This is a genomic window from Rhizobium laguerreae, assembly GCF_019778565.1.
GTDB lineage: Bacteria > Pseudomonadota > Alphaproteobacteria > Rhizobiales > Rhizobiaceae > Rhizobium > Rhizobium laguerreae.
Genome location: NZ_JAAXQT010000001.1, coordinates 333,334 through 359,210, shown reverse-complemented (window position 1 = coordinate 359,210; position 25,877 = coordinate 333,334). Strand labels below are relative to the sequence as shown.

Below are 25,877 nucleotides of genomic sequence, written 5' to 3'. Positions count from 1 at the left end.
GCGCGTAACAGGCGGACCAAAATGAAGGTTTTCGCGGGCAATTCGAACCGGCAACTCGCCGAAGCGATCTGCAACTATCTCAATGTTCCCTTGGGGAAAGCCAGTGTTCGAAGGTTTGCCGATCAGGAAATCTTCGTGGAAATCCAGGAAAATGTGCGCGGCGAGGACGTTTTCCTCGTGCAGCCGACCGCTTTTCCCGCAAACGACCACCTGATGGAACTGCTGATCATGATCGACGCCATGCGTCGTTCGTCAGCCCGCCGCATCACCGCCGTCCTTCCCTATTTCGGCTATGCGCGTCAGGACCGCCGCGCCTCCGGCCGCACGCCGATCTCCGCCAAGCTGGTCGCGAACCTCATTACAGAAGCCGGCGCCGACCGTGTCATGACGCTCGATCTCCATGCCGGGCAGATCCAGGGCTTCTTCGATATTCCGACCGACAATCTCTTCGCCATGCCCGTGCTGACGCGCGACATCAAGAGCCATTATGACCTCAGCAACGTCGTGGTCGTCTCGCCTGACGTCGGTGGTGTGGTTCGCGCCCGCGCGCTTGCCAAGCGGCTGGACTGTCTTCTGGCCATCGTCGACAAGCGTCGCGAGCGGCCGGGTGAATCCGAAGTCATGAACATCATCGGCGACATCACCGGCAAGGACTGCCTGCTGATCGACGACATCGTTGATTCCGGCGGCACGCTCTGCAACGCGGCCGACGCGATGCTGGCCAAGGGCGCATCCAGCGTCACCGCCTATATCACCCACGGCGTTCTCTCGGGCGGCGCAGTCACCCGCGTCACTTCCTCGAAGCTTCGCGAGCTCGTCATCACGGATTCGATCCAGCCGACCACGGCGGTTCTCTCGGCGCACAATATCCGCATCGTGACCACGGCCCCTCTGATCGGCGAAGCCATCAGCCGAACAGCTCAGGAAGAGTCCGTCTCCAGCCTCTTCGATTAAAAAGAGCCGGCATTCGATCGGCTCTTTCGATTTCTACATCAGGTGGACCAAGCTATTACAGCTCTTCGAACCGCATGAATTGCTGACCGTTGATTGTCGCAGAGCCGCGTTCGTGACAGCCGTCCCGATCGTTGGTCTCGGCGAAGCTTGCGACGTAAGACGCAAGAAGCCGGCACAAGGCCGGCTTCTTTCACTTCTGATTCCCGATTGATAACGCTCAAGGCTGCTGCGGTGGCGCAGGTGCCGCATCCTGCCCCTGATCCGGTTCCTGCTCAGTCTGCAGCCCCTGATCCTGATCCAGACCATCCGGCCCCTTGATCTGCTGGCCGTTGACGGCGACTGCACCATCCCGGCTGACACTGATGTCCCAGCGCGAGCGGCCATCTGCATCGGTCTTGGCGAAACCTTTCACCATCATGATGCCGAAGGAGACCTGGTTGAGATCAGGATCCGTCTTGGCAAGCTCCTGAACCGCGGCAATCGTTTTGTCGAGATCGCGGGCAAGGATCGTCGCCTCCATCGAATAGTCCTTCTCGGTGTCGATCCGCCCCTCGATCTTGCCCGTCATGTCGAGGTCGTAGACCTCAGACTTGGCACTGACCTTCGGAAACTCCACCATAAGCAGGCCGTCGCGGAAGAGTTTCTTCGCCATCTCCTCGCCGGTCTTCTCGGGTGCCTTGTCATTGAAATCCACCGCCATGAGGGCGTCGCCGAAGCTTGCGAAATCCAGGTTCGGAACAGCGAGCTGAAAATCGAAATTGGTCGGCATGAATGGCGCATAATTTGCCGGCATTAGCGGCGTGTCGAGGCTGATCTCCTGGGCGTTCATGCCGAAGCCGAAACGCATGGCGTCGCTCGGCCCTTCGATGGCGAGGTTGTAGCCGAATGCCTTGGCACCGCCCTTGCCCATCTCGTTTATGACGGCCAGGTCGTTGATCCCGATCGTCTCGCTGAACGAGGTCAGAAGCGGAAAAGCTTCCTTCACTATTGCCTTTATCTTGTCGGTATTTTCCGCGCTCAATTCCTTCTCATCGAGATGCTCGAGCGCGAAGAAGACCATCTCGCGAATCTGCTTCGCCGGCAGGCCGTTCACCTTGGCATCGACATTGATTGAGCCGGCACGAAGTTCGATGGGCGGCATTTGCAGACTGGAAACCTGCTCGACAAAACCAGACATCGAGGCGCTGCCGACAAAATCGATACGTCCGTTGCCGCCTGAACTGTCCGTCGAACTCAGCTTGTGGTCCATGCTGGCGATTCTGGCGCTGACTTCTGCAATCTCAGACTTGCTGGCGACCTTGACGTCCTTGATCGCGAAGGTGCCTGAGCGCAGATAGCTGATTGCTGGGTCGAAAACACCGCTGTAGACGATCGAAGCGATGGAATAGGTGAAATTCGTTGTTTTCTGATCCGGGTCTTTAAAATGGCCAGAGACGTTGAGCTTGTTGTCACCCTCGATATTCCAGAGCCCGCTGTCGAGGGGCGTGGCGAACGTCGAGAACGGCGTCAGCCCACTGATCGCGAATTTCGCCGGATCGACCTTGGTCAGCAGCTTCGCCAGATCATAGATGATCTCGTAGCGCGTGCCGGCCGGATTGACGCTGATGAAGCCGCTCTTTGCCATATCCTCGGGAAGCAGCTTCGTCAGAGTGTCCTTGACCGCATTGGCGCCGTCCTGGTTGATCTCGGCGCTCTGGGCCGTGGTGACAAGGCAAAGTGCCAGCAAGCTCGTTGCCGTGACAAGTTTGAGACGCATAGTACGATTTCTCCTCAGCCGCTTTTTGAATGCGGCATCCAAAAAGGGGAAGCGCGCCGATGTCAACCTCGACCGGAGCGGGAATTGCTGAATCTTGTTGCTTGCGGAGCCGTGAGATAGAAGCGCCTCGATTCCGACTGCGCTTTCGGCTTGCCGGAGCGCTTGTATAGCCGGAAAACGGCCTGAATCCGCAACTTGCGTTTCCGATCGACTTATAATATAGGCCACCGGTCCGTGTAGACACCCTTGGAGGCAACGCGGATGAGGTCGGGTCATACCGCCTCCGGTTCGTCGGAACAAGGCTTTTGCCCGCCGCCGAACTCTCCAAATAACCTCGAAAGGAATAGCCATGAGCCAGGAAACTTACGAGCTCAAGGCCGAGGCGCGCGAACGGGTTGGTAAGGGGTCCGCCCGTGAACTTCGCCGCAACGGTTTGATTCCCGCTGTCATCTATGGTGACAAGCAGGCCCCCATTTCCATCGCTCTCAACACCAATGAGGTGACGAAGCGCATTCACGCCGGTAGTTTCATGACCACCGTGGCGACGATCGACGTCGACGGCAAGAAGCACAAGGTTCTGCCGAAGGACTACCAGCTCGATCCGGTCCGTGACTTCACCATGCATGTCGATTTCCTGCGCGTCTCCGGCAACACCCAGGTGACCGTCGAAATCCCCGTTCACTTCATCAACGAAGAGAAATCCCCGGGCCTCAAAGTCGGCGGCGTTCTGAACATCGTTCGCCATGAAGTCGAAGTTCATTGCCCGGCCGATGCGATCCCTGAGTTCTTCAACATTGACCTCAGCGGCAAGAAGATCGGCGACAGCATCCATATCGCGGAAGTCACCTTGCCGAAGGGCGTCACCCCGGTCATCGACCGCGACTTCACGATCGCGACGATTATCGCTCCGGCTGCCGGCATCGACGAGAGCGCCGCGGAAGGCGAAGCCGAAGCCTGATCGCTTCGACCAATTTGTAAAGCATATGGCCCGCTTTCCCCTGGAAAGCGGGCTTTTCATTGCCCGGAAACGCCCCGTTTCAGCAACATTTAACAAATTCGTGAAAGCATGCTCCGTCAGCTGCGAAGAAGCCTGCCTCAACGCGCGACAGCAAATACGGCCGGCCCGGGGAGTAGACGGAACCATGAACAATTCCGTTGAGAACAGATTTTTTGCGATAGTTTGCGGAGCGCTGCTTGTTTTTGTCGCTCCCCTCTTTGTTCTCTTCCTTTTTCTTTCCTCGGAACGGGCCGACAAGGAAATACGCGACCATATCTCCGTTCTTCTTGTCGCCAATGCCCAGGCGCTGGCCAAACCCTTATGGGATCTTGATGAGGACAGCGTCACCCAGATCAGCGCGACGGTCGTTTCCCAGGGCGCCATCGTCAAGGTCGAAGTGCGTGACCAGTCGGGCCAGCTCGACGTCAGCCAATCCACCATTCCGCGCTCCTTCGACGGCAAGCTGGTGCAGGTGTCGCGCGCCATCATCTATAACACCATCGACGGTCCGAAGAATCTCGGTAGCATCAGCGTCTATTATCCTGCGCTCGGCCTGTTTTCCGGCCTGAAGCAGGAAGAGGTCGTCTTCATCTCGATCTTCATCTTCGCGGTGCTGACCGTTTTCGGCACAGCGCTGATCGGCAACCGCTTCTTCGTCATCCAGCCGCTGATGCGGCTGACGGCGGCAATCGAGGCCACCCGCCAGTTGGGCTCCCGCCATCATGTCGACTGGCAGTCGAACGACGAGATGGGACGGCTCGCCCATAGCTTCAACGAGATGCAGACCAAGCTCGAAAGCGAGGAAAAGGAGCTGAAGCTCGCCCACCGCCGCGCCACCGATATCTACAATCTGACCCCCGCCATGCTCTTCTCGCTCGATGAGGAAGACCGCATCACCGCCGTCAGCGATTATTGGCTGCTCGCCACAGGTTATAACCGCGCCGCCGTCATCGGCCGCAACTTCGCCAATCTCGTCACTCCCGCGACCCGCGACAAATTCGTCAAGCGCCGCCAAGCCGAAAGCGGCATGACCGTCACCGTCAAGTTCGTTTGCCTGGATGGCCGCACCATGGACGTCCTCATCATGGAATCGGAGGCGGGAGCTGGCGCTCAGGACCGCCTCTCGCTATCGGTCATGACCGATGTGACCGAACTCAAGGCCTCCGAGGACCGCAACCACCGCCAGGCAATCACCGATCACCTGACCGGGCTTCTCAACCGCCAGGGCTTCGAAGCCGTCCTCGACAACAAGATCGCCGCCGCCGATGCCGCCGGCCAGGAACTCGCCTGTCTCTTCGTCGATCTCGACCGTTTCAAGTGGATCAACGACAATATGGGCCATGCCGCCGGTGACACGGCGCTGGTCGAGCTCGTCGAGCGCCTGAAGATCCATCTTGCCCCCTCCGACGAGGCGGCCCGTCTCGGCGGCGACGAATTTGCCATCCTGCTGCCGGCCAAGGACGCCGAAACCCGCGCCAAGGTGATGTGCGAGCAGATCGCCTCGATCTTCGAAACGCCATTCGCCCCCGACATGCATCTGAGCGCTTCCGTCGGCATCGCCATCTATCCGCATCATGCTGCAACCGCGGCCGAGCTGCTGCAAAAATCCGACATGGCGATGTATGCCAAGAAACGCGACGGCAAGAACGGCGCGCAGCTCTTCGACAATGCCATGCTCGACCGTGCCCGCAGCCGGGCCGAAATCGAGGCCAATATCGAAGCCGGCCTCATCGACAACTGGTTCGAAGCCTTCCTGCAACCGATCGTCACCCTGAACGGCCGCGGCATATCAGGTTTCGAGGCGCTGATGCGCCTCAACCATCCGCAGAAAGGCTTGATGCCTCCGGCCGAGATCATCAGCGTCGCCGAGGAAACGGCAAAGATCGTCCGCGTCGGCAACGTCATCATGGAAAAGGCGGTCGCCAACCTCGCCAAGATTTCCCGCATACCAGGCATGCAGGATACCTATCTCGCCATCAACTTCTCGCCGTTGCAGTTCGAGCCGGCGCTGCCGGCCCGTCTTGCCGCCATCGTCGGTCGCCACGGCATCCGTCCCGAGCGCATCGTCGTCGAGATCACCGAAGCCGTGCTGATGCACGACAACCCACAGATCCGCTTGATCGTCACGGAACTTCGTCGCTTCGGCTGCCGCATCGCGCTTGACGATTTCGGCACGGGCTATTCGTCGCTGAGCTACCTCAACCGCTTCCCTGTCGACATCATCAAGATCGACCAGTCCTTCACCCGCGCGATCAACGACGGCGACGACGACGTGCGCCAGAAGAGCCGCATGCTGATCGAGGGCATCACCACACTTTCCCACAAGATGAACTGCACCGTCATTGCCGAGGGTATCGAGACCGAAGAGGAATGCCGCACGCTCCATCAGATGGGGCTTGACTATGGCCAGGGCTATCTCTTCCATCGTCCGCAGCACGCCACCACGCTGATCGAGGAACTGACGGCCTCGCAATCGGCCATCGCACGCGCCTCGTGAACGAAGAACCAAGGAGATGATACGGATGAAAAAGCTCCTGCTTCTCGCATGCCTGGCGCTGCCCTGCACCGCCCATGCGCAAACGGTGACGTTCACGACCGAGGACTATGCACCCTTCAACTATCGCGAAGGCAAGGAGATCAAGGGCGCCACCGTCGAGCAGGTCGAAAAGGTGATGGCCGCGATCGGCGTCGACTACACGATCGAGGTCATGCCCTGGGCGCGCGCCTATGGCCTTGCTCGCACGGCGCCGATGACCTGCGTCTTCGCGACTGCCCACAACAGCACGCGCGATCCATTGTTCAAATGGGTCGAACCGCTGCTCATCGACCGCAATATCCTGATCACGCGAAAGGGCTCGGGCGTCACCGCCGGCAATCTGGACGAAGCGAAGAAATATACGATCGGTACCCAGCGCGAGGATTACACCGAGACGATCCTGAAGGAGAAGGGCTTCACCAAGCTCGATGTCGCCAGCGACTTCAATGCGACGCTGCGCAAACTGCTTGGCGGGCGCATCGACATGATGCCGATCTCCGAACTCTATTTCGAAAAACTGAAGGCCGACCAGCCGGTGGAATTGGTGACCGTGCTCTCCGCCCAGCCAATGGGCATCGCCTGTGAGAAGAACTTTCCGGACGATCTGCTCGCCAGCATGCAGGCTGCTCTCGACAAGCTGATCGCCGATGGCGACCAGAAGCAGATCTTCCTGAAATACGGCATGAACCTGTCGGAATGACTCCGGAGACAGCTGCCCTTTCCGCTTGACTTTGCTTTCATTTCGCGGTGGTGAACGGCGGGAAGTTCTAAAGCGCGTCGCGATCTTTCAGATTTGCTCCTCGCGCTTTAGGTCTTTGTTTTTACGCATGTGATTGTCGCAAAACCGCTGCACACTTTGCGCGACATGCTTTAGCGAGGAAAGACAGGCCATGCTGATCATCGCGGGTCTCGGCAATCCCGGCAGCAAATACGCCGGCAACCGCCACAATATCGGCTTCATGGCCGTCGACGCCATCCATCGGCGCCACGGCTTTTCGCCCTGGTCGAAGAAGTTCAGGGCCGAGATCGCCGAGGGCGAGGTCGGCGGCGAGAAAGTGCTGCTGATGAAGCCGCAGACCTTCATGAACCTTTCCGGCGAGTCCGTCGGCGAAGCGATGCGTTTCTACAAGCTCCAGCCGGCCGATCTCGTGGCCATCTACGACGAACTCGACCTTCCCCAGGGCAAGGCGCGGCTGAAGACCGGCGGCGGCCACAACGGCCACAACGGCATCAGGTCGCTCGACGCCCATTGCGGCAGGGAATACCGGCGGCTACGCCTCGGTATCGGCCATCCCGGCATCAAGGAAATGGTGCAGAACCATGTGCTCGGCGATTTCGCCAAGGCCGACAAGGCCTGGCTGGAGCCGCTTCTCGACACGCTCGCCGACAATGCCGACATGCTGGTGCGAAACGAAGATTCGCAGCTGATGAACAAGATCGCGCTGGCGCTCGGCGGAAAGGCCGAGGAGGAGAAACCGGCGAAAGAAAAGAAGGATGTCGAGAAGAAGCCGGCCGGCCAGTCGCATATCCGTCAGGCCCGCAACCACAATCAGCCGAAGTTGCCGGCCACCGGCCCGATGGCCGACATGCTGAAAAAGATGTTCGGCAAAAAGGGCGATTGAGACCGATGCCGGATCAAGACGTCATCATCCGCCCGGCTGCCCGCGGCGATCTCGCCGGTCTCATGACGCTTTACCGTCACCTGAGCCCCACCGATCCGGTTCTTGACGAGGCCATTGCCGAAGAACGCTTTTCCGCCATCCTGGCCCAGCCAGGCATGACCGTCTTCATCGGTTTTGCGGGTGAGGTCGCCGTCGCCACCGTCACAAGCGTCGTCGTGCCGAACCTGACACGAAACGGCGCGCCCTATGCGCTCATCGAAAACGTCGTCACCCATGCCGATCATCGCAAGCGCGGTTATGCCCGCACCGTCATCGGCCACGCGGTCGCCGAGGCCTGGAACGACGGATGCTACAAGGTGATGCTGCTTACCGGCTCCAAGAATCCGGCAACGTTGCGCTTCTATGAGAATTGCGGTTTCGTGCAGGTAAAGACCGGCTATCAGATCCGCCGGCCCTGACTCCTTATTCGAGGCGGCCCTCGGAAAGCGCCTATTCCTCCGGTTCGGTGGTGAACATCAGCGGAAAGCCCATGCCCTTGGCAAGGTCGATGCCTTCCTTGGCCTTGGTCTCGGCGATGTCCCTGACGCAGACCACGACCACGCAGGAACCGAGCTTGTGCGCCGTCATCATCACCCGATAGCCGGTCTCCTCGCTCATGCGGAAGACGGCCTTCAGGATCATGATCACCAGTTCGCGCGGCGTATAATCGTCATTGACGAGAATGACCTTGTAGAGCTTCGGCTTGTCCAGCTTGAGCTTCACTTTGGTCTTCGGTTTCAGGGCAATGTCATTGTCACTCATCGGAAAAACCCACCCGTTGATGACATGGGGTCAGGAATCTTCAAAACCATCTAATCATTGTCGATGACGAGTTTTTGACAGTTAGCCGGTGGAGCCCCCGACCTCAAACGGGCAAGGGCTTGTCGCCGGCTTCGACACCGAGAAGGCCAACTGCGTCTATACGAGCCGCGACCGGCATTCTGGTGAAATCCGCAATACGTCGAAATCTCCGTCGCTTTCAAGAATAGGCCAGCACCGATCCATCGGCAAGTGAGCGACACTAAAAGCTCTCTAAGACTTGACCATATTGCTCCTTTATCCCATAGGCACCAGCAAGGAATTCAAGAACAGCAGGTTTTAGCCATGGGCTTCAAATGCGGTATCGTCGGGCTGCCGAATGTCGGCAAATCGACCCTCTTCAACGCCCTCACCAAGACGGCGGCGGCACAGGCGGCGAACTACCCCTTCTGCACCATCGAGCCGAACACCGGCGAAGTCGCCGTTCCCGATCCGCGCATGCGCAAGCTTGCCGACATCGCCAAATCGAAGGAACTGATCCCGACCCGCATCTCCTTCGTCGATATCGCCGGCCTGGTGCGCGGCGCCTCGAAGGGTGAAGGCCTCGGCAACCAGTTCCTCGCCAATATCCGCGAGGTCGATGCCATCGTCCATGTACTCCGCTGCTTCGAAGACAGCGACATCACTCATGTCGAGGGCCGCATCAACCCGGTCGCCGATGCCGAGACGATCGAGACCGAGCTGATGCTTGCCGACCTCGAAAGCCTGGAGCGCCGCACCGAGCAGACACGCAAGCGCGCCACCGGCAAGGACAAGGATTCGGTGGCGATGCTGCCGATCATGGAAGCCTCGCTGAAGCTGCTCAACGAAGGCAAGCCGGTGCGCGCGCTGCTGTCGACGCTCGATGCGGAAGAAATCGTCATCCTCAAGAGCCTCAACCTTCTGACCTCGCATCCGGTGCTCTACGTCTGCAACGTCGCCGAAGGCGATGCCTCGACCGGCAATGAATTCACCGAAACCGTTGCCGTCATGGCGAAGGAACAGGGTGCCGAAACCGTCGTCATCTCGGCGGCGATCGAGTCTGAGGTCGCCCAGCTTCCTGAGGAGGAAGCCAAGGAATTCCTCTCCGCCCTCGACCTTGACGAGGCAGGCCTCGACCGGCTGATCCGCGCCGGCTACAAGCTGCTCCACCTCATTACCTATTTTACCGTCGGCCCGAAGGAAACGCGCGCCTGGACGATCGAACGCGGCACCAAGGCGCCACAGGCCGCCGGCGTCATCCATTCGGATTTCGAGCGCGGCTTCATCCGCGCCAACACCATCGCCTATGAGGACTACATCAAATACAACGGCGAAGTCGGCGCCAAGGATGCCGGCAAGGCGCGCGACGAAGGCAAGGAATACGTCGTCCAGGACGGCGACGTCATCCACTTCCGCTTCAACACCTGAACGGAAATTGCCGCTATCCCGATCAATTCATTTCGCCCAAATCGCTCAGCGGTTTGGGCGAAATCGTAAGATTTACGGGGTTGCTCCTAAGACGGCCGGCGGCAGTCTTTGCGAAATGGCGGCAGGCAGCGCCCGCAGCACAATGCGGCGCAGCGGCATCCAGCCGGTACCGATGATGAGCACGATCGCTCCGACGACGATCAGCGTCGTGAAGATATAGGTGTCAACCGTCGCACTCCCCTGCCGGAAAATGCCGTAGATCGCAAAACCGAGCGACAGCAGGCCTGACGTGACGAAGGCGCGCCGATCGATGACAAGGCCGATCAGTATCAACACCACCACGCTGATAACGATGATCGGCGTCTTGATCGACACCGCCTGGGCAACATCGAGCAAATTGCCGTCGAACGACATCAGCAGCCTTACGCTGAAGAGCAGAGCCGGTGCCGCGCCGAGGTGAAGCCAGAAGGCGATATCGGAGCGTGTCGTCCGGCGCAACCGGTCGCCGAGGTCGAAATAGAGCGCCGTTGCAAACAGCCCGATCGCGCAAACGAGGAAGACCACCGCCAGCAGCAGGGGATGGGTTGCAAAGAATTGCGGATCGCCGCTCGCCCATTGCATGAGGCGCAATAGCAGGGTGAGCACCAGCGCAAGGGCCGAGGTGATGCAGAGCGCCAGCGACAGCGGCACGCGGTACCGGGCATAATAGAGGCCGAGAATGATCGGGAAGCCGGCGACGAACTGCGTCGCCTCCGCCCCGATATCATTGAAGACTGATGTTCCCGGCTTGAAGAAGAAGGACATCAGCAGGAATGTCCAGCAGAGCAGCGCAATCGTCAGGCTGACGGCCGGCAAAGCGAGCCGCTGGCGGCGCACCAGGATTTCCGAAAGCACGATGATCGCAGGCAGCACGGCATAAAGTGCGGCAAGCCCCCAGAGGCCGCCGAGCGCCACCACGACGCCAATGGTGATCAGCACGTCGTGGAAGCCGCGCACGAAGCGCGGCGTCTCGGTATCCGACCAGGAGGCCTGCCCCTCCGCTTCCATTGCCGGCTGTGCCTCAGCGACCCCACCCTCGATGACGGCGACCCCGCGCTCTGTCAGGAACGGCAGAAGACGCCCGCCCGCCTCCGGCGAAATCAGCTCCTGGCGCACGGCCTCGTCGAGTATCGACCTTAGTTCAGTCATGCCGGTTTATCTCCCCGGAATCATTGAGCCCGCGCGGATGCTATTGTAAGCATTGTGCGCTGCATATGGCGGGAGGAGCGAATGTCGGCAGAAAAGCTTTCCTTCGAGGATTTCCAGCCCGGCCGCCGCTTCGCGCTTGGCCCGAAGCCGGTGACCACCGAGGAAATCATTGAGTTCGCAAGCGAATTCGACCCGCAACCGATGCATCTCGATGAGGCTGCCGGCCGCGCCAGCATTCTCGGCGGCCTTGCCGCCTCCGGCTGGCATACCTCTTCGATGTTCATGCGCATGATGGCCGACAGTTATGTGCTGCATTCGCTCTGCGAGGGTGCGCCCGGCGTCGATCTGATGGAATGGCGAAAGCCGGTGCTTGCCGGCGACACGCTGTCCGGCCACTCGATCGTGCTTGAAGCCCGGCCGATGCGATCGCGCCCCGGCATCGGCATCGTCAAGTTTCGCCACGAGGTGGAAAACCAGCGCGGCGAACTCGTCTGCGTCTCGGAGAATTCGGTCATGTTCGGCATGCGCGCCCGGCCAGCCGATATCGGCATAAACCCGGAGACATCAGCATGAGGATGTCCGAGCTTTACGCGGTTGGCGAGAAGGCCGAGATCGGCAGCTATACTTTTACCGAGGAAAACGTCATACGTTTCGCGACACGCTTTGACCCACAGCGTTTCCACGTCGATAAGGAAGTCGCCAAGGACACCCTCTTCGGCGGTCTCTGCGCCTCGGGCTGGCACACCACCGCCGCCTGGATGCGAACCTTCCTTGCCTTTTGGGAAAGACAGAGCGCCGCACTCGCGCAAAACGGCCTGGCGTCGCCGAACCTCGGCCCCTCACCCGGTTTCCAGAAACTGCAATGGCTGCGGCCGGTCTTCGCAGGCGACGTCGTGACCTATTCCGTCGCCTTCCTCTCCAGCCGAGCGCTCGCGTCGCGGCCGGGATGGCACCTCAACACCATCCTCTGCGAGGGCGTCAATCAAAACGGAGATGCCGTCATCCGCTTCGAAAGCAGCGTGCTCGAATTCGACTGACGCCGCAGGCAGGAGGACTGGAGCAATTCCAGGAAAAGTGCGAAGCGGTTTTCCGTCCGGAATTGCGTAAAAAGCAAAAGCCTAGAGCGGTCCTGCGCTTCCGTTAAAGGCTGAACCGCTCTAGGGCTCAGTGGCCGGAGAATTCGACCAGCGTATGCACGACGACGCCGAGCTCTTCCAGCTTCCTGCGGCCGCCAAGATCCGGCAGGTCGATGACGAAACAGGCGCCGACCACTTCCGCACCGATCTGGCGTAATAGCTTCGTCGCGCCGACCGCGGTACCGCCGGTGGCGATCAGGTCGTCGACCAGGATCACCTTCTCGCCGGGCTGGACAGCATCGCGATGCATCTCCATCTCGTCGACGCCATATTCCAGGCTGTAGGCGATGCGCACGGTCTCGTGCGGCAGCTTGCCCTTCTTGCGGATCGGTACGAAGCCTGAGGAAAGCTGGTGCGCCACCGCGCCGCCGAGGATGAAGCCCCGCGCCTCCATGCCGGCGATCTTGTCGATCTTCGTGCCGGCATAGGGCTGCACGAGTTCGTCGACCGTCCGGCGGAAAGCCCGAGGGTTGCCGAGCAACGTTGTAATGTCGCGGAAGATTATGCCGGGCTTGGGATAGTCAGGAATGGAGCGGATGCTGGCTGCGAGCTCCGAAGTCGTATTGTTCATGGAAAATCCATATCTGCGAACGCATGAAACTGGCCGCACCCTAGCAATTGCCAGGGGCGGAACCAACAAAAAAGGCGGCCCGTAGGCCGCCTTTCGAAATCCGGCGGGAACCGCTCAATGTTCCTTATTAGCGTAGATCGAGCGCTTCGTCAGGTAGATCAGCACCGTGAAGATCGCCAGGAAGATCATGACCATGAAGCCCGTGCGCTTGCGCTCCTCGAGATGCGGCTCCGCTGCCCACATCAGGAAGGCGGTGACGTCCTTCGAATACTGGTCGACTGTCGCCGGCGCGCCGTCGTCATAGGTCACCTGGCCGTCAGAGAGCGGCTTTGGCATGGCAAGGACGGCGGCAGCATTGAAGTAAGGGTTATAATGCCCCCCCTGCGGCACCTGGAAACCGGCCGGCGGCTCTTCATAGCCGGTCAGCAGTGCGTGGATATAGTCCGGGCCGCTTTCCTGATATTGCGTGAAAATGTCGAAAACGAACTGCGGAAAGCCGCGCTCGACTGAGCGGGCCTTGGCAATCAGCGAAAAATCGGGCGGAGCCGCGCCATTGTTGGAAGCAGCCGCGGCTTCAGCATTGGGGAAAGGCGACGGGAAATAATCGGAAGGAACCGCCTTGCGGGTAAACATCTCGCCGCTGGCGTCGGGACCATCCTGGACCTCGTAGTTCGCGGCGAAGGCCTTCACCTGCGCCTCGGAATAGCCGAGCTCGTGGAGCGTGCGGAAAGGCACGAGCTTCATCGAATGACAGGCTGCACAGACTTCCGTGTAGACCTTGAGGCCGCGCTGGAGCTGGCCCTTGTCGTAATGGCCGAACGGACCGGCGAAAGACCATTCCTCCTCCTTCGGATGCTTCAGCGGATAATGCGGCGTCTCACCTTCCGCGTGATGGGCCGGAGCCGCACCGTTGGCGGGCGCCTCCTCGGCCAGAGCCGCGCCGCTGAGACCGGCAACGACAGCGAGCGAGAGAATGCTTGCAACAAGCGTTTTCATGTTTCTGTTCCCTTCCGTCGCGCGCTTACGCATTGGCCGCTGCACTGGCGGCAGCTGTCTTGTTGCGCTTCTCGAGCACCGCTTCGGTGATCGAGTTCGGGATGCGGCGCGGTGTCTCGAGGAGGCCGAGCACCGGCATGGCAACCAGGAAGAATGCGAAGTAGAGGAGCGTGCAGACCTGAGAGATCCAGACGAAGTCACCTTCCGCCGGCTGCGATCCGAGCCAGCCGAGGATGATCGCGTTGATCACGAACAGCCAGTAGAACACCTTGTACCAGGGACGATAGACCGCGGAGCGAACCTTGGAAGTGTCGAGCCAGGGCAGGAAGAACAGCACGATGATCGCACCGAACATCACCAGCACGCCCCCGAGCTTGGAATCGATCGGGCCGACGTTGAAGGTGATCGAACGCAACATCGCGTAGAACGGCAGGAAGTACCATTCCGGAACGATGTGGGCCGGCGTCTTCAACGGGTCGGCCGGGATGTAGTTGTCGGCATGGCCGAGGAAGTTCGGCATGTAGAAGACGAAATAGGCATAGACCAGCAGGAAGACCGATACACCGAGAGCATCCTTCATCGTCGCATAGGGCGTGAAACGCACTGTGTCCGTCTTCGTCTTAACCTCGACGCCCGTCGGGTTCGTCTGGCCGACGACATGCAGCGCCCAGATGTGCAGGACGACGACGCCGGCGATCATGAAGGGCAGCAGGTAATGCAGCGAGAAGAAGCGGTTCAGCGTCGGCTGTTCGACGGCAAAGCCGCCGAGTAGGAACTGCTGCAACCATTCGCCAATCAGGGGAAAGGCCGAGAAGAAGCCGGTGATGACGGTCGCACCCCAGAAGGACATCTGGCCCCAGGGCAAAACGTAACCCATGAAGCCGGTCGCCATCATCAGGAGATAAATGACCACGCCGAGAATCCAGAGAATTTCTCGCGGCGCCTTGTAGGAGCCGTAGTAGAGGCCGCGGGCAATGTGCAGGTAGACCGCGACGAAGAAGAAAGACGCGCCGTTGGCATGCATGTAGCGCAGCAGCCAGCCATGATTGACGTCGCGCATGATCTTTTCAACGGAGTTGAAGGCAATCGTCGTCTCGGCGGCATAGTGCATGGCGAGAACCACACCAGTCAATATCTGCAGGATCAGCATGACGGAGAGCATTGCGCCAAAAGTATAGGCATAGTTCAGGTTACGCGGAACCGGATAGGCGACGAAACTATCATAGACCATGCGCGGCAGCGGAAGGCGCGCATCGACCCATTTCTCGAGGCCGGTTGATGGCTCGTAGCTGGAATGGCCACTCATATATCAGTCTCCCCTCAACCGATCTTGATTTTGGTATCGGACACAAATGAAAAGGTCGGGATCGCCAGGTTCTCGGACGCAGGACCTTTGCGAATGCGGCCGGCCGTGTCGTAGACCGAGCCATGGCAGGGACAGAACCAACCATTGTATTCGCCGGCCTGGCCGAGCGGTACGCAGCCGAGATGCGTGCAGGTGCCGATCATGACGATCCAGTTTTCCTTGTCCTTGCCGCCCGAACGGTCAACACCCGTTGCCTGAGCGTCGGCGGGAAGGTTTGCATTGCGCGCAATCGGGTCCTTGAGATCCGACAGCGGAACATCGGCTGCGGCCGTCACTTCTTCCGGGGTGCGATTGCGGATGAAGATCGGCTTGCCGCGCCATTTGACCGTCAGCGACATGCCGGGTTCCAGGCTGGCAACGTCAACTTCGATCGAGGCGAGAGCGAGCGTCGAAGCGTCAGGACGCATCTGATCGATGAACGGCCAAGCGACCGCGACGGCGCCAACGGCGCCCGCCATACCAGTGGTGAGATAAAGGAAATCACGGCGAGTGGGTTCGCCCGTGCCCTCGCTTGTCGTTTCGTGTTCGCTCACGGCTAACATCCTCTGCGCAATTTTCGCGGAATTCCGCCCTGCCCCCGATACCGGCGAATCTCTCTAGACACAATTCGGCCATAGATTCCCCAGCAATCCGGCGCGTTCTATGCTTGATCGCAAATTATGTCCAGCCTTGGCAAGGGGATGAGGGCACAATGTCGCGGGAAATTTCGGATGAATTTTTTAAGGCAAACACGCGCTTGCCGTTATGTTGCATTGCAACAAAAATGCCCTCGTGATAGGCGCAGTCCAAGCCACGCCAGCGAGCCGGACCGGAGCGGATGAGAGACACGATTTTTTGCGTATTCAGCGTCCTTACGACGCTTGTTCTCGCCATCATCTCCCTGCGATACGTCACCGATTTTTATCTGCTGTCCTTTTTTTACAGCTTCCAGGTCCATCTGGCGGTTGCCGGCGCGGTGGCTTCGGTCGCAGCCCTTCTCGTCAAGCGACACTGGTATGGCCTGCTGACGCTCGCGGTATCGGCGGTCCTTGCAGTCCATGGCATTGCGATGATGCGCGAATTCGTCGAACCCTCAGTCGAAGAGAGCCGCCCGGCCCTCTTCAGGCTGATGTCCTTCAACATCGAGAACGATAATTTCGCAAACGGCCCTCACATCGCCGACATGGTCATCGCCTCAGGCGCCGACGTCGTCAACATCCTGGAGGCCGAACCGCTGCTGTCGGAACTGCCGCGGTTGTTGAAGACCTATCCCTATTATATCGGCTGCGGCATCGGCATGGAGCAATGCGATACGCTGGTGCTGTCGAAGCGTCCGCTGATCGAACCCCGCATCCGCAATCTCGGCCTGCTCTGGCGCAACCGGTTGACGATCTCGACGATCGATTTCGATGGCCAGAAGGTCAATTTCCTCGCCGCGCACCTGACCAAACCTTATTACGACGAGTTCCACGGCCTGGAAGTCTGGGATCTCGCGGAGGTCATCCCTACCCTTTCGGGACCGCTCGTTCTGGCCGGTGATTTCAATACGTCGATTCTCGCGCCCGACATGCAGTATCTCATGCGCACTCAAGGCTTGGGCACGGCATCGCTGGAGCCCGCGACATGGCCGATCCGCGCCGGCGCCTTCGGTATCCCGATCGATCATATCTTTACCCGCGCGCCGCTGCGGCTTAAATCGGTCCGCCGCATCGAGAACGGCTTCGGATCAAATCATTTTGGCCTCATGGCGGAATTCGTCGTCGACCCTTGAGCCTGCATCCTCATCCGTAGCAAGGAAGCCGCCGGACTGGCGCGCCCAAAGTTCGGCATAGAGCCCGCCGTGGCGAAGCAGTGCGTCATGGCTGCCTTCCTCGATGATCCGTCCGAGATCGACGACGATCAGCCGATCGAGCGCGGCGATCGTCGACAGCCGATGGGCGATCGCAAGCACCGTCTTGCCTTCCATGATCCGGTGGAGATTGGACTGGATCGCTTCCTCCACTTCCGAATCGAGCGCCGACGTCGCTTCGTCGAGAACGAGGATCGGCGCGTCCTTCAGCATGACGCGGGCAATGGCGATACGCTGCCGCTGCCCGCCGGACAGTTTGACCCCGCGTTCGCCGACATGCGCATCCAAACCTCTGCGGCCCTGCTGATCCTGCAGGCGTTCGATGAACTCGATGGCTTCGGCGCGCCTGGCCGCCTCGACCAGCCCCTCCTCGCCGGCATCCGGCCGTCCGAACAGGATGTTGTCGCGCACCGAACGATGCAGCAGCGAGGTGTCCTGGCTGACGACGCCGATCTGCATCCTGAGGGATTCCTGCGTCACGGCTGATATATTCTGACCGTCGACGAGAATGCGGCCGTCCTGAATATCGTAGAGGCGCAATAGCAGGTTCATCAGGGTCGATTTCCCGGCGCCCGAACGGCCGACGATCCCGACCTTTTCGCCCGGGCGGATGGTCAGCGAGAAATTCTCGACGACCGGCTGGTGGCCCTTGCCGTAGCGGAAGGAAACATTGTCGAAACGGATGCCGGGCTGCCGGATCACCAAGGTCTTCGCATCGGTCCGGTCGACGAGCCCCAGAGGTTGGGAGATCAGCTCGGCGGCGTTCTGGATGGTGCCGAGGTTGCGCATGATACCGTTGAATTGCGTCATCAACCGTCCGAGCAGGAAATTCAGCCTGAGCACCAGCGCCAGCGAAAACGCCACCGCACCCGAGCTGATGAGGCCGCGCAGCCAGAGATCGACGCTCAGGCCCGCCATCGTCACGATCATCAGGCCGGAAAGCAGCGCCATCGAGGCCCTGACGCCGGTGATGAACCGCGTGAAGCGCAGCACCGTATCCTGATAGATATCGAAGCCCTGCCGCATGTAGCGGTCGCTCTCCTCGTCGCGTGCAAACAGCTTCAGCGTCTGCATGTTGCTGTAGGAGTCGACCATCCTGCCGTTTAGCATCGATCCGGCTTCCGCCGTTTCGCGGGAATGATGGCGGATCCGCGGGACAAAGTGGCGCGCCAGCAGGCTGAAGGCGCCAAGCCAGAACAGCACGACGGCGGCAAGGGAAAAGTCCAACCGGGCGACGAGCACGAGCGTCGTTACGGCATAGATGCCGACGAACCAGACGCTTTCCATCAGCGAGGTGACGAGATCGCCGGTGGCCTGCCCGGCCGACCAAACCTTGGTGACGATGCGTCCGGAAAAATCGCTCTGGAAAAACGACAATGACTGCCTGGAGACGTGGAGATAGGATTGCCAGCGCGCGAGATTGTAGAAGCCCGGCGTGATCACCTGCTGGTCGACGAGCGCGATCAGGAAGGCGATGACGAAGCGCACGAGCCCGATGAGGGCGAGCATGCCGAACAGCTCACCGCCATGGGCAGCCAGAAGGCCGCTCCAGCCGGCCCCCGGCGTGATGCTGCCGAGGATATCGACGAGCCGCCCGACGAACCAGAAGAGCGCTGCCTCGATCGCCGCCGACGCGCCGCCGAGAACAAGCATGGCGATGAACGGCGTCCTCGCCTGGCCGATATAGAACCAGATGAATCCGAGCGTCGAGCGAGGCGGCTGGAGATTGGCGCGTGGGCGGAACGGATCGATCCAGGTTTCGAACCGGCGGAGGATGGGGCTTAAGAACATAGAAGCGATATAGGCGGAATAACCGGACCGGCAAAGGGAATGAAAAGCGACCGAAACCTTATATTTTGGTAATTAATGGTAACATCGGCGGCATACCCATTGAATGCCCCCGAACCGGTCACAATCTCACGTTACGATCGCGCTTTACCGGAGACCACTTCCATGGAAACGAAAATGCTCGATGTGCATGTTCCGCTTCCGCTTGCAGAAAGGCTGGATGCCCTGGCATTCGCCCTAGGGTTGCCGCGCGACGAGATCGTCGCCGAGGCCATTACCGCCTGGCTGGACCAGGAAGAGCAGCGTCGTCTCGTCGCACTGCGCACGATCGCAGCCGCCAACACCATGATCGTCGTCGAACATCACCGCGTGATCGATTGGGCCGACAGCCTTTGAGCGGATAGAACGCAAACGCGCTCAGCCCCAGCAGCTGGAAACCACCCTCAGTATTCAAGAGGCCCTCTCCGCTTTCGCCGAGAGGGCCTCATTTATGTTATTCCGCCGCCACTTCCGCTTCGTCGGCGTGATCGGAGAGGAAGCCGCCTGACTGGCGGTTCCAGAGGTCGGCATAGATACCGCCTGCTTCGATCAGTTCGCTGTGCGAGCCGGCCTCGATGATCCGGCCCTTGTCGAGCACGATCAGCCGGTCCATCTCCGTCAGCGTCGAAAGCCGGTGGGCGATGGCGATCACCGTCTTGCCCTCCATCAAGGCGAAGAGGTTTTCCTGGATCGCCGCCTCGACTTCCGAATCGAGCGCCGAGGTCGCCTCGTCGAGCACCAGGATCGGCGCGTCCTTCAGGAAGACGCGGGCGATCGCGACGCGCTGCCGCTGGCCGCCTGACAGTTTGACGCCGCGTTCGCCGACCTGCGCGTCGAGCCCCGCGCGGCCCTGCATGTCGACGAGGCCTTCGATGAACTCCCAGGCATTGGCGCGTTTGGCGGCCTCGATCACCTCGTCGTCCGTTGCTTCGGGACGACCATAGGCGATGTTGTCGCGGATCGAGCGATGCAACAGCGAGGTGTCCTGCGTCACCACGCCGATCAGCGAACGCAGGCTTTCCTGCGAGACGCCGGCGATATCCTGCCCGTCGATGGTGATGCGGCCGGTCTCCAGATCGTAAAAGCGCAGCAGCAGGTTCATCAGCGTCGTCTTGCCGGCACCGGAACGGCCGACCAGACCGACCTTCTCGCCTGCCTTGATGTCGAGCGACAGGTTGTCGATGACGCCCTTGCTCTTGCCGTAGTGGAAGCGGATGCGGTCGTAGTGGATCGCGCCCTTCTTCGCCGTCAGGGTGGGTGCGCCCGGCTTGTCGACGATATCGTGCTGTTTGCTCATCATCTCCATGCCGTCATAGACCGTACCGATATTCTCGAACAGCGCCGAGACTTCCCACATGATCCATTGCGACATGCCGTTGACGCGCATGGCAAGACCGATCGCGATGGCGATGGCACCGACTGAGATCGCCCCGTTCAGCCAGAACCAGATCGACAGGCCCGAGATGACGAAGAGCGCAACGCAGTTGTTCACATAGACGCTGATGTGGAAGAGCGTCACCTTGCGCATCTGCTTGTGCACGGTCTGCAGGAACTCGTCCATGCCCTCCTTGGCATAGACCTCCTCGCGGCCCGCATGCGAAAACAGCTTGACCGTCGCGATATTCGTATAGCTGTCGACCACGCGGCCCGTCATCATCGAACGCGCATCCGCCTGCGCCGCCGCGATCTTGCGAAGCCGCGGCACGAAATAGGCGACGATGCTGATATAGACCGCGAGCCAGACGAGGATCGGGATCATCAGCCGCCAGTCCGACGCCGCAATCACGATGATCATCGTCAGGAAGTAGGTGACGACATAGACGAAGACGTCGAGGATCTTCATCACCGTTTCACGTACGGCAAGCGAGGTCTGCATCACCTTGGTGGCGACACGCCCGGCAAACTCGTTGGCAAAGAACGACATGCTGTGGCGCAGCAGGAAGCGGTGCATCTGCCAGCGTGCGATCATCGGATAATTGCCGAGCATCATCTGATGCATGATGAGCGAATCGAGCCCGGCTACCACAGGCAGGCCGATCAGCACCAGCGCCGCCATCCAGAAAAGCTTGTGGCCTTCTCTCTCCAGGAATGTGGCGCGGTCGGCATTGGTCAGCCAGTCGACGATATCGCCGAGGAACTGGAAGAGCGCCACTTCGCCGATAGCGATCAGCGCGGTCAGCACGGCCATCAGGCCGAGCCAGGGCGCAGCCGGCTTGCTGTAATGCCAGCAAAAGGCAAAGAGACCTTTCGGCGGGGCGACAGGGTCCTCGCTGGGAAAGGGATTGAGTCGCTGTTCGAACCAGCCAAACATGAAATTGCTCCGAAACGTCAGCGTTCCGGCTCCCGGCTTCGCGCCATCCCAGCGCCATGCAAGCACATATGGGAACCGAACGTTCAAGGGGCGAGGCTGAGACAGCCGCACAATGGATCAAAAAAGGAAATTCAGGGAAGAAACCCGCACTATCGGCGGAAAATCGCACCGCTTGGCATCACGGCCGGGAGGCGCACATACAGCAAAATATTCATTCTGGCGCTCCTTGCTGGCGATTGAAGATATGCACCGATAACGCGAAAACGAGGAATTTTCCAGCCCTGTTGTGCCAAAAATTTCATCTCTTCAGGTCAAAACGCGCCCTGTTGCGCCGAAATCACAGTTGCATTAGGCCTTGAGCGGCGAAAGCAGGAAAACGGCGCATCATGACTTCACTCAGACTGGCACTCTATCAGCCGGATATAGCAGGCAATACCGGCACCATCCTGCGTCTTGCCGCCTGCCTTGGCTTAGCGGTCGATCTGATCGAACCCGCCGGCTTCGACATCTCCGACCGCAACCTGAAACGGGCCGGCATGGACTATATCGCCGCCGCCGCCCTCACCCGCCATGTCAACTGGGACCGCTTCGAGGCGTGGCGTCTGAGCACCGGCCGCCGCCTGATCCTCGCCTCGACAAAGGCTGCGGAGCGCTACACCGATCTTGCTTTCCGCCCGGACGATGTCCTGCTCTTCGGTCGCGAAAGCGCCGGCGTGCCGGACCAGGTGCATGAGAGGGCCGACGCCCGCATCCTGATCCCGATGATCGAAGGCCAGCGGTCGATCAACGTCGCCGTCTCGGCCGCGATGATCGTCGGCGAGGCGATGCGCCAAACCGTCTGGGCCTGACGGACACCGGCGCTGGCGGAGAAAAGCCCGCGGAATTGCCGATCCGCTCCTGAATATGTCGCAAAATAACGTTGTCTATCCGTTAAACCGGCGTATATTTATTAGCCGGGCAATCAAAAATTCAGTATTGGCCTCCATGATTCCAACAAGTTGGAATGGCCATGTCAGGAAAACCGCACTTCTCCAGATCCGTGAAAGAAGAATAAAAACAATAAAATGGACTCTACAATCATCATGATCAACCTGTTCGGCGCCGTGGCTCTGCTGCTGTTCGGCCTCGCGCAGGTAAAGGATGGCGTATCCAGAGCCTTCGGCGCCCGCCTGAGAACAGGTCTGGCCACCGGCACACGCGACAGTCTTCGTTCTTTCCTGTCAGGCCTCGTCGCGACCATCGCGCTGCAAAGCTCCACGGCGACGGCGCTGATGACGGCCTCCTTCGTCGAGCGGGACCTGATCAAGCCGCGCATGGCGCAGATCGTGTTGCTCGGCGCCAATGTCGGCACGGCAATCACCGCCTGGATCGTGGCAACGGGCATCGAATGGCTCTCTCCGCTTCTGATCCTTGCCGGGATCGTGCTTTGCCGCGGCCGGTCCAGCACCAGCCAGGGCGGCGGCACGGCGCTGATCGGCATCGGGCTGATGCTGTTGTCGCTGCACCTCCTCGGCCTTGCGACGGAACCGATGCGCGCCTCTCCCGCCCTTGCTGCCTTCATCGGCCTGCTGGACGGCGCCCTGCCCGTGGCAATGATCGTCTCGGCAGCACTTGCCTTCGCGTCCTCGTCGAGCCTTGCGGTGGTGGTGCTCATCCTGTCGCTCGCCTCGGCCGGCGTGGTCTCCGCCGAACTCGTCATCGTGCTCGTGCTCGGCGCCAATCTCGGCGGCGCAATACCGCCTGTCGTCGCGACATTGTCCGGCCCGGTTTCGGCTCGGCGCGTCACTCTCGGCAATCTCGCCGTCCGCACGCTCGGCTGCCTCATCGCCCTGCCCCTGGCGGGATATGGCGCGGAACTCATCCGAATGCTGCCCTTTGGTCCCGCCAAGCTACCGGTCGACGCGCATCTTGCCTTCAACCTTCTGCTGGCGGCGCTGGCCTGGCCATTCTCCCGCCCGCTTGCCGCCCTGATGGCCAGGCTGGTGCCGGATCAGGCCGAGCCCGACAGCGCCCCGAAATATCTGGATGCGCAGGAGCTTTCAACGCCGGTCGTTGCCCTTGCCAGCGCCACCCGCGAAGTGCTCGGCGTCGGCGACCTGATCGAGCGCATGCTGATCCGGGTCTCCGAAGCCTTCGAGCGTAACGACGCATCGAAGCTTGCCGAGATATCCGCCCTCGAAGAGCGCGTCGACCGGCTGCAGCAGGCGGTGAAGGTCTATCTCTCGAAGCTCGGCCGCGAGGGTCTCAGCGACGAGAACGCCCGCCGCTCGATCGTCGTCATCGATTACGCGATCAATCTCGAACATATGGGCGACATCATCGAAAAGGGCCTGGCGGAGCAGGTGGCGAAGAAAATCTCTCTCGGTTTAAAATTTTCCGAGGACGGTCATCAGGAACTGCGCAAGCTGTTCGATCTGACGATCGACAATCTGCGCGTCGCCCAGACGATCTTCGTCACCCGCGATTTCAATCTCGCGCGTCAGATGATGGAGGTAAAAGTCGAGGTGCGCCGGATGGAAAAACAATCGGCCGAGCGCCACCTCGAACGCTTGCGTGACGGCCGCGCCGACAGCCTTCAGACGAGTTCGCTGCATCTCGACATGTTGCGCGACCTGAAGCGCCTCAACGCCCACATCGTGTCCGTGGCGCATCCGATCATGGATGAAAGCGGCCTGCTGATCGAAAGCCGCGTGCGCACCACTGCGAAGTGACGGTCAATCGGCCGAAGGCAGGCGGCGCATGGTGAATTCGATCTGGTCGCCGTCGAGCTGGCGCCAGCTTTCCACTTCGGTCCAGTAAGCAGCTTTCGGATATTCGTCGAACCATTCGCGCGCCTTGGCGCGTGCGTCCATGAGGCCGAGGCAATATGTCTCACGCACGAAATGGTCCTTCTTGCTCGGCGGATTTTCCGCCCGATGTCTCGCTATCCTGCGCTTCAGGCCGTCGAAAGACGGAGGCCCTGGAACTTTTTTCATCACACCTACCTCCTCCGAAAAGGTAATATCGAAATTCTCGATTTGCGAGTCGAATCTTGGAAGCGCCCAGTGCCTGCCTTGGCTTGGCGAGATGCAGCACCAACTGCTAATCATGGCGGGCAATCAAGAATGAGCGAGTCGCCTCCGAAGGAGATGTCGACCGTCGGAGGCGTAAATGGAAAGACCGGAACTGCCGATCGGCTTGCCTGACGATATCGAACAGAAGAAGGCTGCAGCCCGCAATTGGTTCGAGGGGTTGCGCGATACGATCTGCGCCTCCTTCGAGGCCATCGAGGATGAGTTGGAAGGGCCGCTCTCCGATCAGGAGCCCGGTCGCTTCGTCGCCAAGGACTGGTCGCGCGAAAACGGCGCCGGCGGCGGTGGTCGGATGTCGATGATGGAAGGCCGCGTCTTCGAAAAGGTCGGCGTCCATACCTCCACCGTGTACGGCGAATTCGCCTCTGATTTCCGCGCCCAGATACCCGGCGCCAAGGATGATCCGCGTTTCTGGGCCTCCGGCATCTCGCTGATTGCCCATCCTGTCAACCCCAACGTTCCGGCGGTGCACATGAATACCCGCATGGTCGTCACCACCAGCCGCTGGTTCGGCGGCGGGGCCGACTTGACGCCGGTGTTGTCGCGCCGCCGCACGCAGGAGGACGAGGACAGTCAGCTCTTCCACAAGGCCATGGAGATCGCCTGCCGCAATCACGCCGTCGCCGATTATGATGCCTATAAGGCCTGGTGCGACGAATATTTCTTCCTGAAGCACCGCAACGAGGCTCGTGGCATCGGCGGCATCTTCTACGACTGGCTGCATTCAAGCGAGGAAGTTGGCGGCTGGGACGCCGATTTCGCCTTCACCCGTGATGTCGGCCGGGCCTTCGCCATGGTTTATCCGAAAATCGTCCGCTCCAACTTCGATAAATTGTGGACAGAGGCCGATCGCGACGAACAATTGATCCGCCGAGGCCGCTACGTCGAATTTAATCTGCTGTATGATCGCGGCACAATCTTCGGCTTGAAGACCGGCGGCAACGTTGAATCCATTCTCTCATCGCTGCCCCCCGTCGTCCGCTGGCCATGAAACTGTGATATCTCATCGATAAATTCGAGGTGATAGACCTTCACGAAAACTCAGTGCGTCCTAACTTTATATGTATGTGCGTAACAATCGGAGGAGGATTGTCATGACGATACAAGGTGGCTCGCCTGCGTCCACGGATGTCCAGGAAACATCCCGCACGATCGACACGCCTGAGTTTCTGACGCGCATCGCCGAGAAACTGCGGGCCAAGAGCGGCTCGGATCTGCCGCTGTCCTGCTTCATCGAGCAGGTCAAGCTACAACTGGCCGGCGGAAAGACGCCGGAACAGCTGCAGAATGAAGCGGCCGCCGCCAACAGCAACATGCCCGGCCACCTCTTGGATACCTACAAAGCCTGGGCGATGCCCGACTGACACGGCCTTTACCGGCCGGCATGTCGATGCCGGCCGGAACCTTCCCTCCCCCCGCACATTCATAAATCGCGTAAGATCGCGATCGTCGTTGTGTTTCGAACAGAGGA

Annotated in this window: 25 protein-coding genes; 15 read left to right on the top strand and 10 right to left on the bottom strand. The window is 60.1% G+C overall.

Annotation, left to right across the window (positions count from 1 at the left end):
• The first annotated feature begins 21 nt into the window (after positions 1 to 21).
• Entirely contained in the window at positions 22 to 954 is a 933-nt protein-coding gene (locus HFO71_RS01710; RefSeq protein WP_011652946.1) for a ribose-phosphate pyrophosphokinase, read from the top strand.
• A gap of 217 nt (positions 955 to 1,171) precedes the next feature.
• On the opposite strand, the gene HFO71_RS01705 is transcribed toward HFO71_RS01710, so the two are convergent.
• Positions 1,172 to 2,710 (bottom strand): hypothetical protein, encoded by a 1,539-nt coding sequence (locus HFO71_RS01705; RefSeq protein ID WP_077978900.1) that lies wholly within the window; start codon positions 2,708 to 2,710, stop codon positions 1,172 to 1,174.
• Between the two features lie 349 nt (positions 2,711 to 3,059).
• Between HFO71_RS01705 and HFO71_RS01700 the strand changes: the two genes are divergently transcribed.
• From HFO71_RS01700 to HFO71_RS01680, 5 genes are all read left to right on the top strand, one after another.
• Complete coding sequence (locus HFO71_RS01700; protein ID WP_077978901.1) at positions 3,060 to 3,668, top strand: 50S ribosomal protein L25/general stress protein Ctc; 609 nt, start codon at positions 3,060 to 3,062, stop codon at positions 3,666 to 3,668.
• Positions 3,669 to 3,852: 184 nt separating this feature from the next.
• Positions 3,853 to 6,204, top strand: coding sequence for an EAL domain-containing protein (locus HFO71_RS01695; RefSeq protein ID WP_077978902.1), 2,352 nt, complete (start codon positions 3,853 to 3,855; stop codon positions 6,202 to 6,204).
• 25 nt (positions 6,205 to 6,229) lie between these two features.
• Positions 6,230 to 6,943, top strand: a complete 714-nt coding sequence (locus tag HFO71_RS01690) for a substrate-binding periplasmic protein (RefSeq protein ID WP_077978903.1) — start codon at positions 6,230 to 6,232, stop codon at positions 6,941 to 6,943.
• A 190-nt stretch (positions 6,944 to 7,133) separates the two neighbouring features.
• Complete coding sequence (gene pth, locus HFO71_RS01685; RefSeq protein ID WP_077978904.1) at positions 7,134 to 7,865, top strand: aminoacyl-tRNA hydrolase; 732 nt, start codon at positions 7,134 to 7,136, stop codon at positions 7,863 to 7,865.
• The gene (locus HFO71_RS01680) at positions 7,862 to 8,323 is read left to right on the top strand and encodes a GNAT family N-acetyltransferase (RefSeq protein WP_077978905.1); all 462 of its coding nucleotides are present in this window, start codon (positions 7,862 to 7,864) and stop codon (positions 8,321 to 8,323) included. The genes pth and HFO71_RS01680 overlap by 4 nt, the downstream gene beginning before the upstream one ends.
• 31 nt (positions 8,324 to 8,354) lie before the next feature.
• On the opposite strand, the gene clpS is transcribed toward HFO71_RS01680, so the two are convergent.
• Positions 8,355 to 8,666, bottom strand: a complete 312-nt coding sequence (clpS, locus tag HFO71_RS01675; protein ID WP_026265368.1) for an ATP-dependent Clp protease adapter ClpS — start codon at positions 8,664 to 8,666, stop codon at positions 8,355 to 8,357.
• Between the two features lie 342 nt (positions 8,667 to 9,008).
• Between clpS and ychF the strand changes: the two genes are divergently transcribed.
• Complete coding sequence (gene ychF, locus HFO71_RS01670; protein WP_077978906.1) at positions 9,009 to 10,112, top strand: redox-regulated ATPase YchF; 1,104 nt, start codon at positions 9,009 to 9,011, stop codon at positions 10,110 to 10,112.
• A 72-nt stretch (positions 10,113 to 10,184) separates the two neighbouring features.
• Here ychF and HFO71_RS01665 read toward each other — a convergent pair whose 3' ends face one another.
• Positions 10,185 to 11,300 (bottom strand): hypothetical protein, encoded by a 1,116-nt coding sequence (locus HFO71_RS01665; RefSeq protein WP_131639599.1) that lies wholly within the window; start codon positions 11,298 to 11,300, stop codon positions 10,185 to 10,187.
• An 81-nt stretch (positions 11,301 to 11,381) separates the two neighbouring features.
• Between HFO71_RS01665 and HFO71_RS01660 the strand changes: the two genes are divergently transcribed.
• Positions 11,382 to 11,873: a MaoC family dehydratase gene (locus HFO71_RS01660; RefSeq protein WP_077978908.1), complete on the top strand. Its 492-nt coding sequence runs from the start codon at positions 11,382 to 11,384 to the stop codon at positions 11,871 to 11,873.
• Entirely contained in the window at positions 11,870 to 12,337 is a 468-nt protein-coding gene (locus HFO71_RS01655) for a MaoC family dehydratase (RefSeq protein ID WP_077978909.1), read from the top strand. Before HFO71_RS01660 ends, HFO71_RS01655 begins: the two co-directional genes overlap by 4 nt.
• Before the next feature lie 127 nt (positions 12,338 to 12,464).
• Here HFO71_RS01655 and HFO71_RS01650 read toward each other — a convergent pair whose 3' ends face one another.
• The 4 genes from HFO71_RS01650 to petA all read right to left on the bottom strand — a co-directional run bounded on the left by HFO71_RS01650 (position 12,465) and on the right by petA (position 15,902).
• On the bottom strand, positions 12,465 to 13,007 hold the full coding sequence (locus HFO71_RS01650) for an adenine phosphoribosyltransferase (protein WP_131639601.1): 543 nt from the start codon (positions 13,005 to 13,007) through the stop codon (positions 12,465 to 12,467).
• Between the two features lie 114 nt (positions 13,008 to 13,121).
• Entirely contained in the window at positions 13,122 to 14,003 is an 882-nt protein-coding gene (locus tag HFO71_RS01645) for a cytochrome c1 (protein ID WP_017961480.1), read from the bottom strand.
• A gap of 25 nt (positions 14,004 to 14,028) precedes the next feature.
• Positions 14,029 to 15,309, bottom strand: coding sequence for a cytochrome b (locus HFO71_RS01640; protein WP_017961481.1), 1,281 nt, complete (start codon positions 15,307 to 15,309; stop codon positions 14,029 to 14,031).
• A 14-nt stretch (positions 15,310 to 15,323) separates the two neighbouring features.
• Positions 15,324 to 15,902 carry a ubiquinol-cytochrome c reductase iron-sulfur subunit gene (petA, locus tag HFO71_RS01635; protein ID WP_026158794.1) on the bottom strand — a complete coding sequence of 193 codons (579 nt, stop codon included), beginning with the start codon at positions 15,900 to 15,902 and terminating at the stop codon, positions 15,324 to 15,326.
• A gap of 284 nt (positions 15,903 to 16,186) precedes the next feature.
• On the opposite strand from petA, the gene HFO71_RS01630 reads away from it, so the two are divergent.
• Entirely contained in the window at positions 16,187 to 17,119 is a 933-nt protein-coding gene (locus tag HFO71_RS01630) for an endonuclease/exonuclease/phosphatase family protein (RefSeq protein WP_077978911.1), read from the top strand.
• On the opposite strand, the gene HFO71_RS01625 is transcribed toward HFO71_RS01630, so the two are convergent.
• On the bottom strand, positions 17,075 to 18,988 hold the full coding sequence (locus HFO71_RS01625) for an ABC transporter ATP-binding protein (protein ID WP_168257517.1): 1,914 nt from the start codon (positions 18,986 to 18,988) through the stop codon (positions 17,075 to 17,077). The two genes, HFO71_RS01630 and HFO71_RS01625, sit on opposite strands and share 45 nt — an antisense overlap.
• Before the next feature lie 162 nt (positions 18,989 to 19,150).
• On the opposite strand from HFO71_RS01625, the gene HFO71_RS01620 reads away from it, so the two are divergent.
• The gene (locus HFO71_RS01620; protein WP_025395472.1) at positions 19,151 to 19,381 is read left to right on the top strand and encodes a CopG family ribbon-helix-helix protein; all 231 of its coding nucleotides are present in this window, start codon (positions 19,151 to 19,153) and stop codon (positions 19,379 to 19,381) included.
• 97 nt (positions 19,382 to 19,478) lie between these two features.
• On the opposite strand, the gene HFO71_RS01615 is transcribed toward HFO71_RS01620, so the two are convergent.
• Positions 19,479 to 21,335, bottom strand: coding sequence for an ABC transporter ATP-binding protein (locus HFO71_RS01615; protein WP_077979252.1), 1,857 nt, complete (start codon positions 21,333 to 21,335; stop codon positions 19,479 to 19,481).
• 386 nt (positions 21,336 to 21,721) lie between these two features.
• Here HFO71_RS01615 and HFO71_RS01610 point away from each other — a divergent pair, with 386 nt between their 5' ends.
• Together HFO71_RS01610 and HFO71_RS01605 are read left to right on the top strand one after the other, a co-directional pair.
• On the top strand, positions 21,722 to 22,183 hold the full coding sequence (locus tag HFO71_RS01610) for a tRNA (cytidine(34)-2'-O)-methyltransferase (protein ID WP_077978913.1): 462 nt from the start codon (positions 21,722 to 21,724) through the stop codon (positions 22,181 to 22,183).
• 216 nt (positions 22,184 to 22,399) lie between these two features.
• Complete coding sequence (locus HFO71_RS01605) at positions 22,400 to 24,046, top strand: Na/Pi cotransporter family protein (RefSeq protein WP_077978914.1); 1,647 nt, start codon at positions 22,400 to 22,402, stop codon at positions 24,044 to 24,046.
• A 3-nt stretch (positions 24,047 to 24,049) separates the two neighbouring features.
• Here HFO71_RS01605 and HFO71_RS01600 read toward each other — a convergent pair whose 3' ends face one another.
• On the bottom strand, positions 24,050 to 24,310 hold the full coding sequence (locus HFO71_RS01600) for a hypothetical protein (protein ID WP_003541775.1): 261 nt from the start codon (positions 24,308 to 24,310) through the stop codon (positions 24,050 to 24,052).
• Positions 24,311 to 24,485: 175 nt separating this feature from the next.
• Here HFO71_RS01600 and hemF point away from each other — a divergent pair, with 175 nt between their 5' ends.
• Both hemF and HFO71_RS01590 read left to right on the top strand, forming a co-directional pair.
• On the top strand, positions 24,486 to 25,397 hold the full coding sequence (hemF, locus tag HFO71_RS01595; protein WP_027664105.1) for an oxygen-dependent coproporphyrinogen oxidase: 912 nt from the start codon (positions 24,486 to 24,488) through the stop codon (positions 25,395 to 25,397).
• 103 nt (positions 25,398 to 25,500) lie between these two features.
• Entirely contained in the window at positions 25,501 to 25,770 is a 270-nt protein-coding gene (locus HFO71_RS01590; protein WP_077978915.1) for a hypothetical protein, read from the top strand.
• Positions 25,771 to 25,877: the final 107 nt, after the last annotated feature.

What these genes read in the sequence shown, in the direction of transcription:
- HFO71_RS01710 (WP_011652946.1), top strand. Translation starts at nt 22, where the DNA reads ATGAAGGTTTTCGCGGGCAATTCGAACCGGCAACTCGCCGAAGCGATC.
- HFO71_RS01705 (WP_077978900.1), bottom strand. Translation starts at nt 2,710, where the DNA reads ATGCGTCTCAAACTTGTCACGGCAACGAGCTTGCTGGCACTTTGCCTT.
- HFO71_RS01700 (WP_077978901.1), top strand. Translation starts at nt 3,060, where the DNA reads ATGAGCCAGGAAACTTACGAGCTCAAGGCCGAGGCGCGCGAACGGGTT.
- HFO71_RS01695 (WP_077978902.1), top strand. Translation starts at nt 3,853, where the DNA reads ATGAACAATTCCGTTGAGAACAGATTTTTTGCGATAGTTTGCGGAGCG.
- HFO71_RS01690 (WP_077978903.1), top strand. Translation starts at nt 6,230, where the DNA reads ATGAAAAAGCTCCTGCTTCTCGCATGCCTGGCGCTGCCCTGCACCGCC.
- pth (WP_077978904.1), top strand. Translation starts at nt 7,134, where the DNA reads ATGCTGATCATCGCGGGTCTCGGCAATCCCGGCAGCAAATACGCCGGC.
- clpS (WP_026265368.1), bottom strand. Translation starts at nt 8,666, where the DNA reads ATGAGTGACAATGACATTGCCCTGAAACCGAAGACCAAAGTGAAGCTC.
- ychF (WP_077978906.1), top strand. Translation starts at nt 9,009, where the DNA reads ATGGGCTTCAAATGCGGTATCGTCGGGCTGCCGAATGTCGGCAAATCG.
- HFO71_RS01665 (WP_131639599.1), bottom strand. Translation starts at nt 11,300, where the DNA reads ATGACTGAACTAAGGTCGATACTCGACGAGGCCGTGCGCCAGGAGCTG.
- HFO71_RS01660 (WP_077978908.1), top strand. Translation starts at nt 11,382, where the DNA reads ATGTCGGCAGAAAAGCTTTCCTTCGAGGATTTCCAGCCCGGCCGCCGC.
- HFO71_RS01655 (WP_077978909.1), top strand. Translation starts at nt 11,870, where the DNA reads ATGAGGATGTCCGAGCTTTACGCGGTTGGCGAGAAGGCCGAGATCGGC.
- HFO71_RS01650 (WP_131639601.1), bottom strand. Translation starts at nt 13,007, where the DNA reads ATGAACAATACGACTTCGGAGCTCGCAGCCAGCATCCGCTCCATTCCT.
- HFO71_RS01645 (WP_017961480.1), bottom strand. Translation starts at nt 14,003, where the DNA reads ATGAAAACGCTTGTTGCAAGCATTCTCTCGCTCGCTGTCGTTGCCGGT.
- HFO71_RS01640 (WP_017961481.1), bottom strand. Translation starts at nt 15,309, where the DNA reads ATGAGTGGCCATTCCAGCTACGAGCCATCAACCGGCCTCGAGAAATGG.
- HFO71_RS01630 (WP_077978911.1), top strand. Translation starts at nt 16,187, where the DNA reads ATGAGAGACACGATTTTTTGCGTATTCAGCGTCCTTACGACGCTTGTT.
- HFO71_RS01625 (WP_168257517.1), bottom strand. Translation starts at nt 18,988, where the DNA reads ATGTTCTTAAGCCCCATCCTCCGCCGGTTCGAAACCTGGATCGATCCG.
- HFO71_RS01620 (WP_025395472.1), top strand. Translation starts at nt 19,151, where the DNA reads ATGGAAACGAAAATGCTCGATGTGCATGTTCCGCTTCCGCTTGCAGAA.
- HFO71_RS01615 (WP_077979252.1), bottom strand. Translation starts at nt 21,335, where the DNA reads ATGTTTGGCTGGTTCGAACAGCGACTCAATCCCTTTCCCAGCGAGGAC.
- HFO71_RS01610 (WP_077978913.1), top strand. Translation starts at nt 21,722, where the DNA reads ATGACTTCACTCAGACTGGCACTCTATCAGCCGGATATAGCAGGCAAT.
- HFO71_RS01605 (WP_077978914.1), top strand. Translation starts at nt 22,400, where the DNA reads ATGGACTCTACAATCATCATGATCAACCTGTTCGGCGCCGTGGCTCTG.
- HFO71_RS01600 (WP_003541775.1), bottom strand. Translation starts at nt 24,310, where the DNA reads ATGAAAAAAGTTCCAGGGCCTCCGTCTTTCGACGGCCTGAAGCGCAGG.
- hemF (WP_027664105.1), top strand. Translation starts at nt 24,486, where the DNA reads ATGGAAAGACCGGAACTGCCGATCGGCTTGCCTGACGATATCGAACAG.
- HFO71_RS01590 (WP_077978915.1), top strand. Translation starts at nt 25,501, where the DNA reads ATGACGATACAAGGTGGCTCGCCTGCGTCCACGGATGTCCAGGAAACA.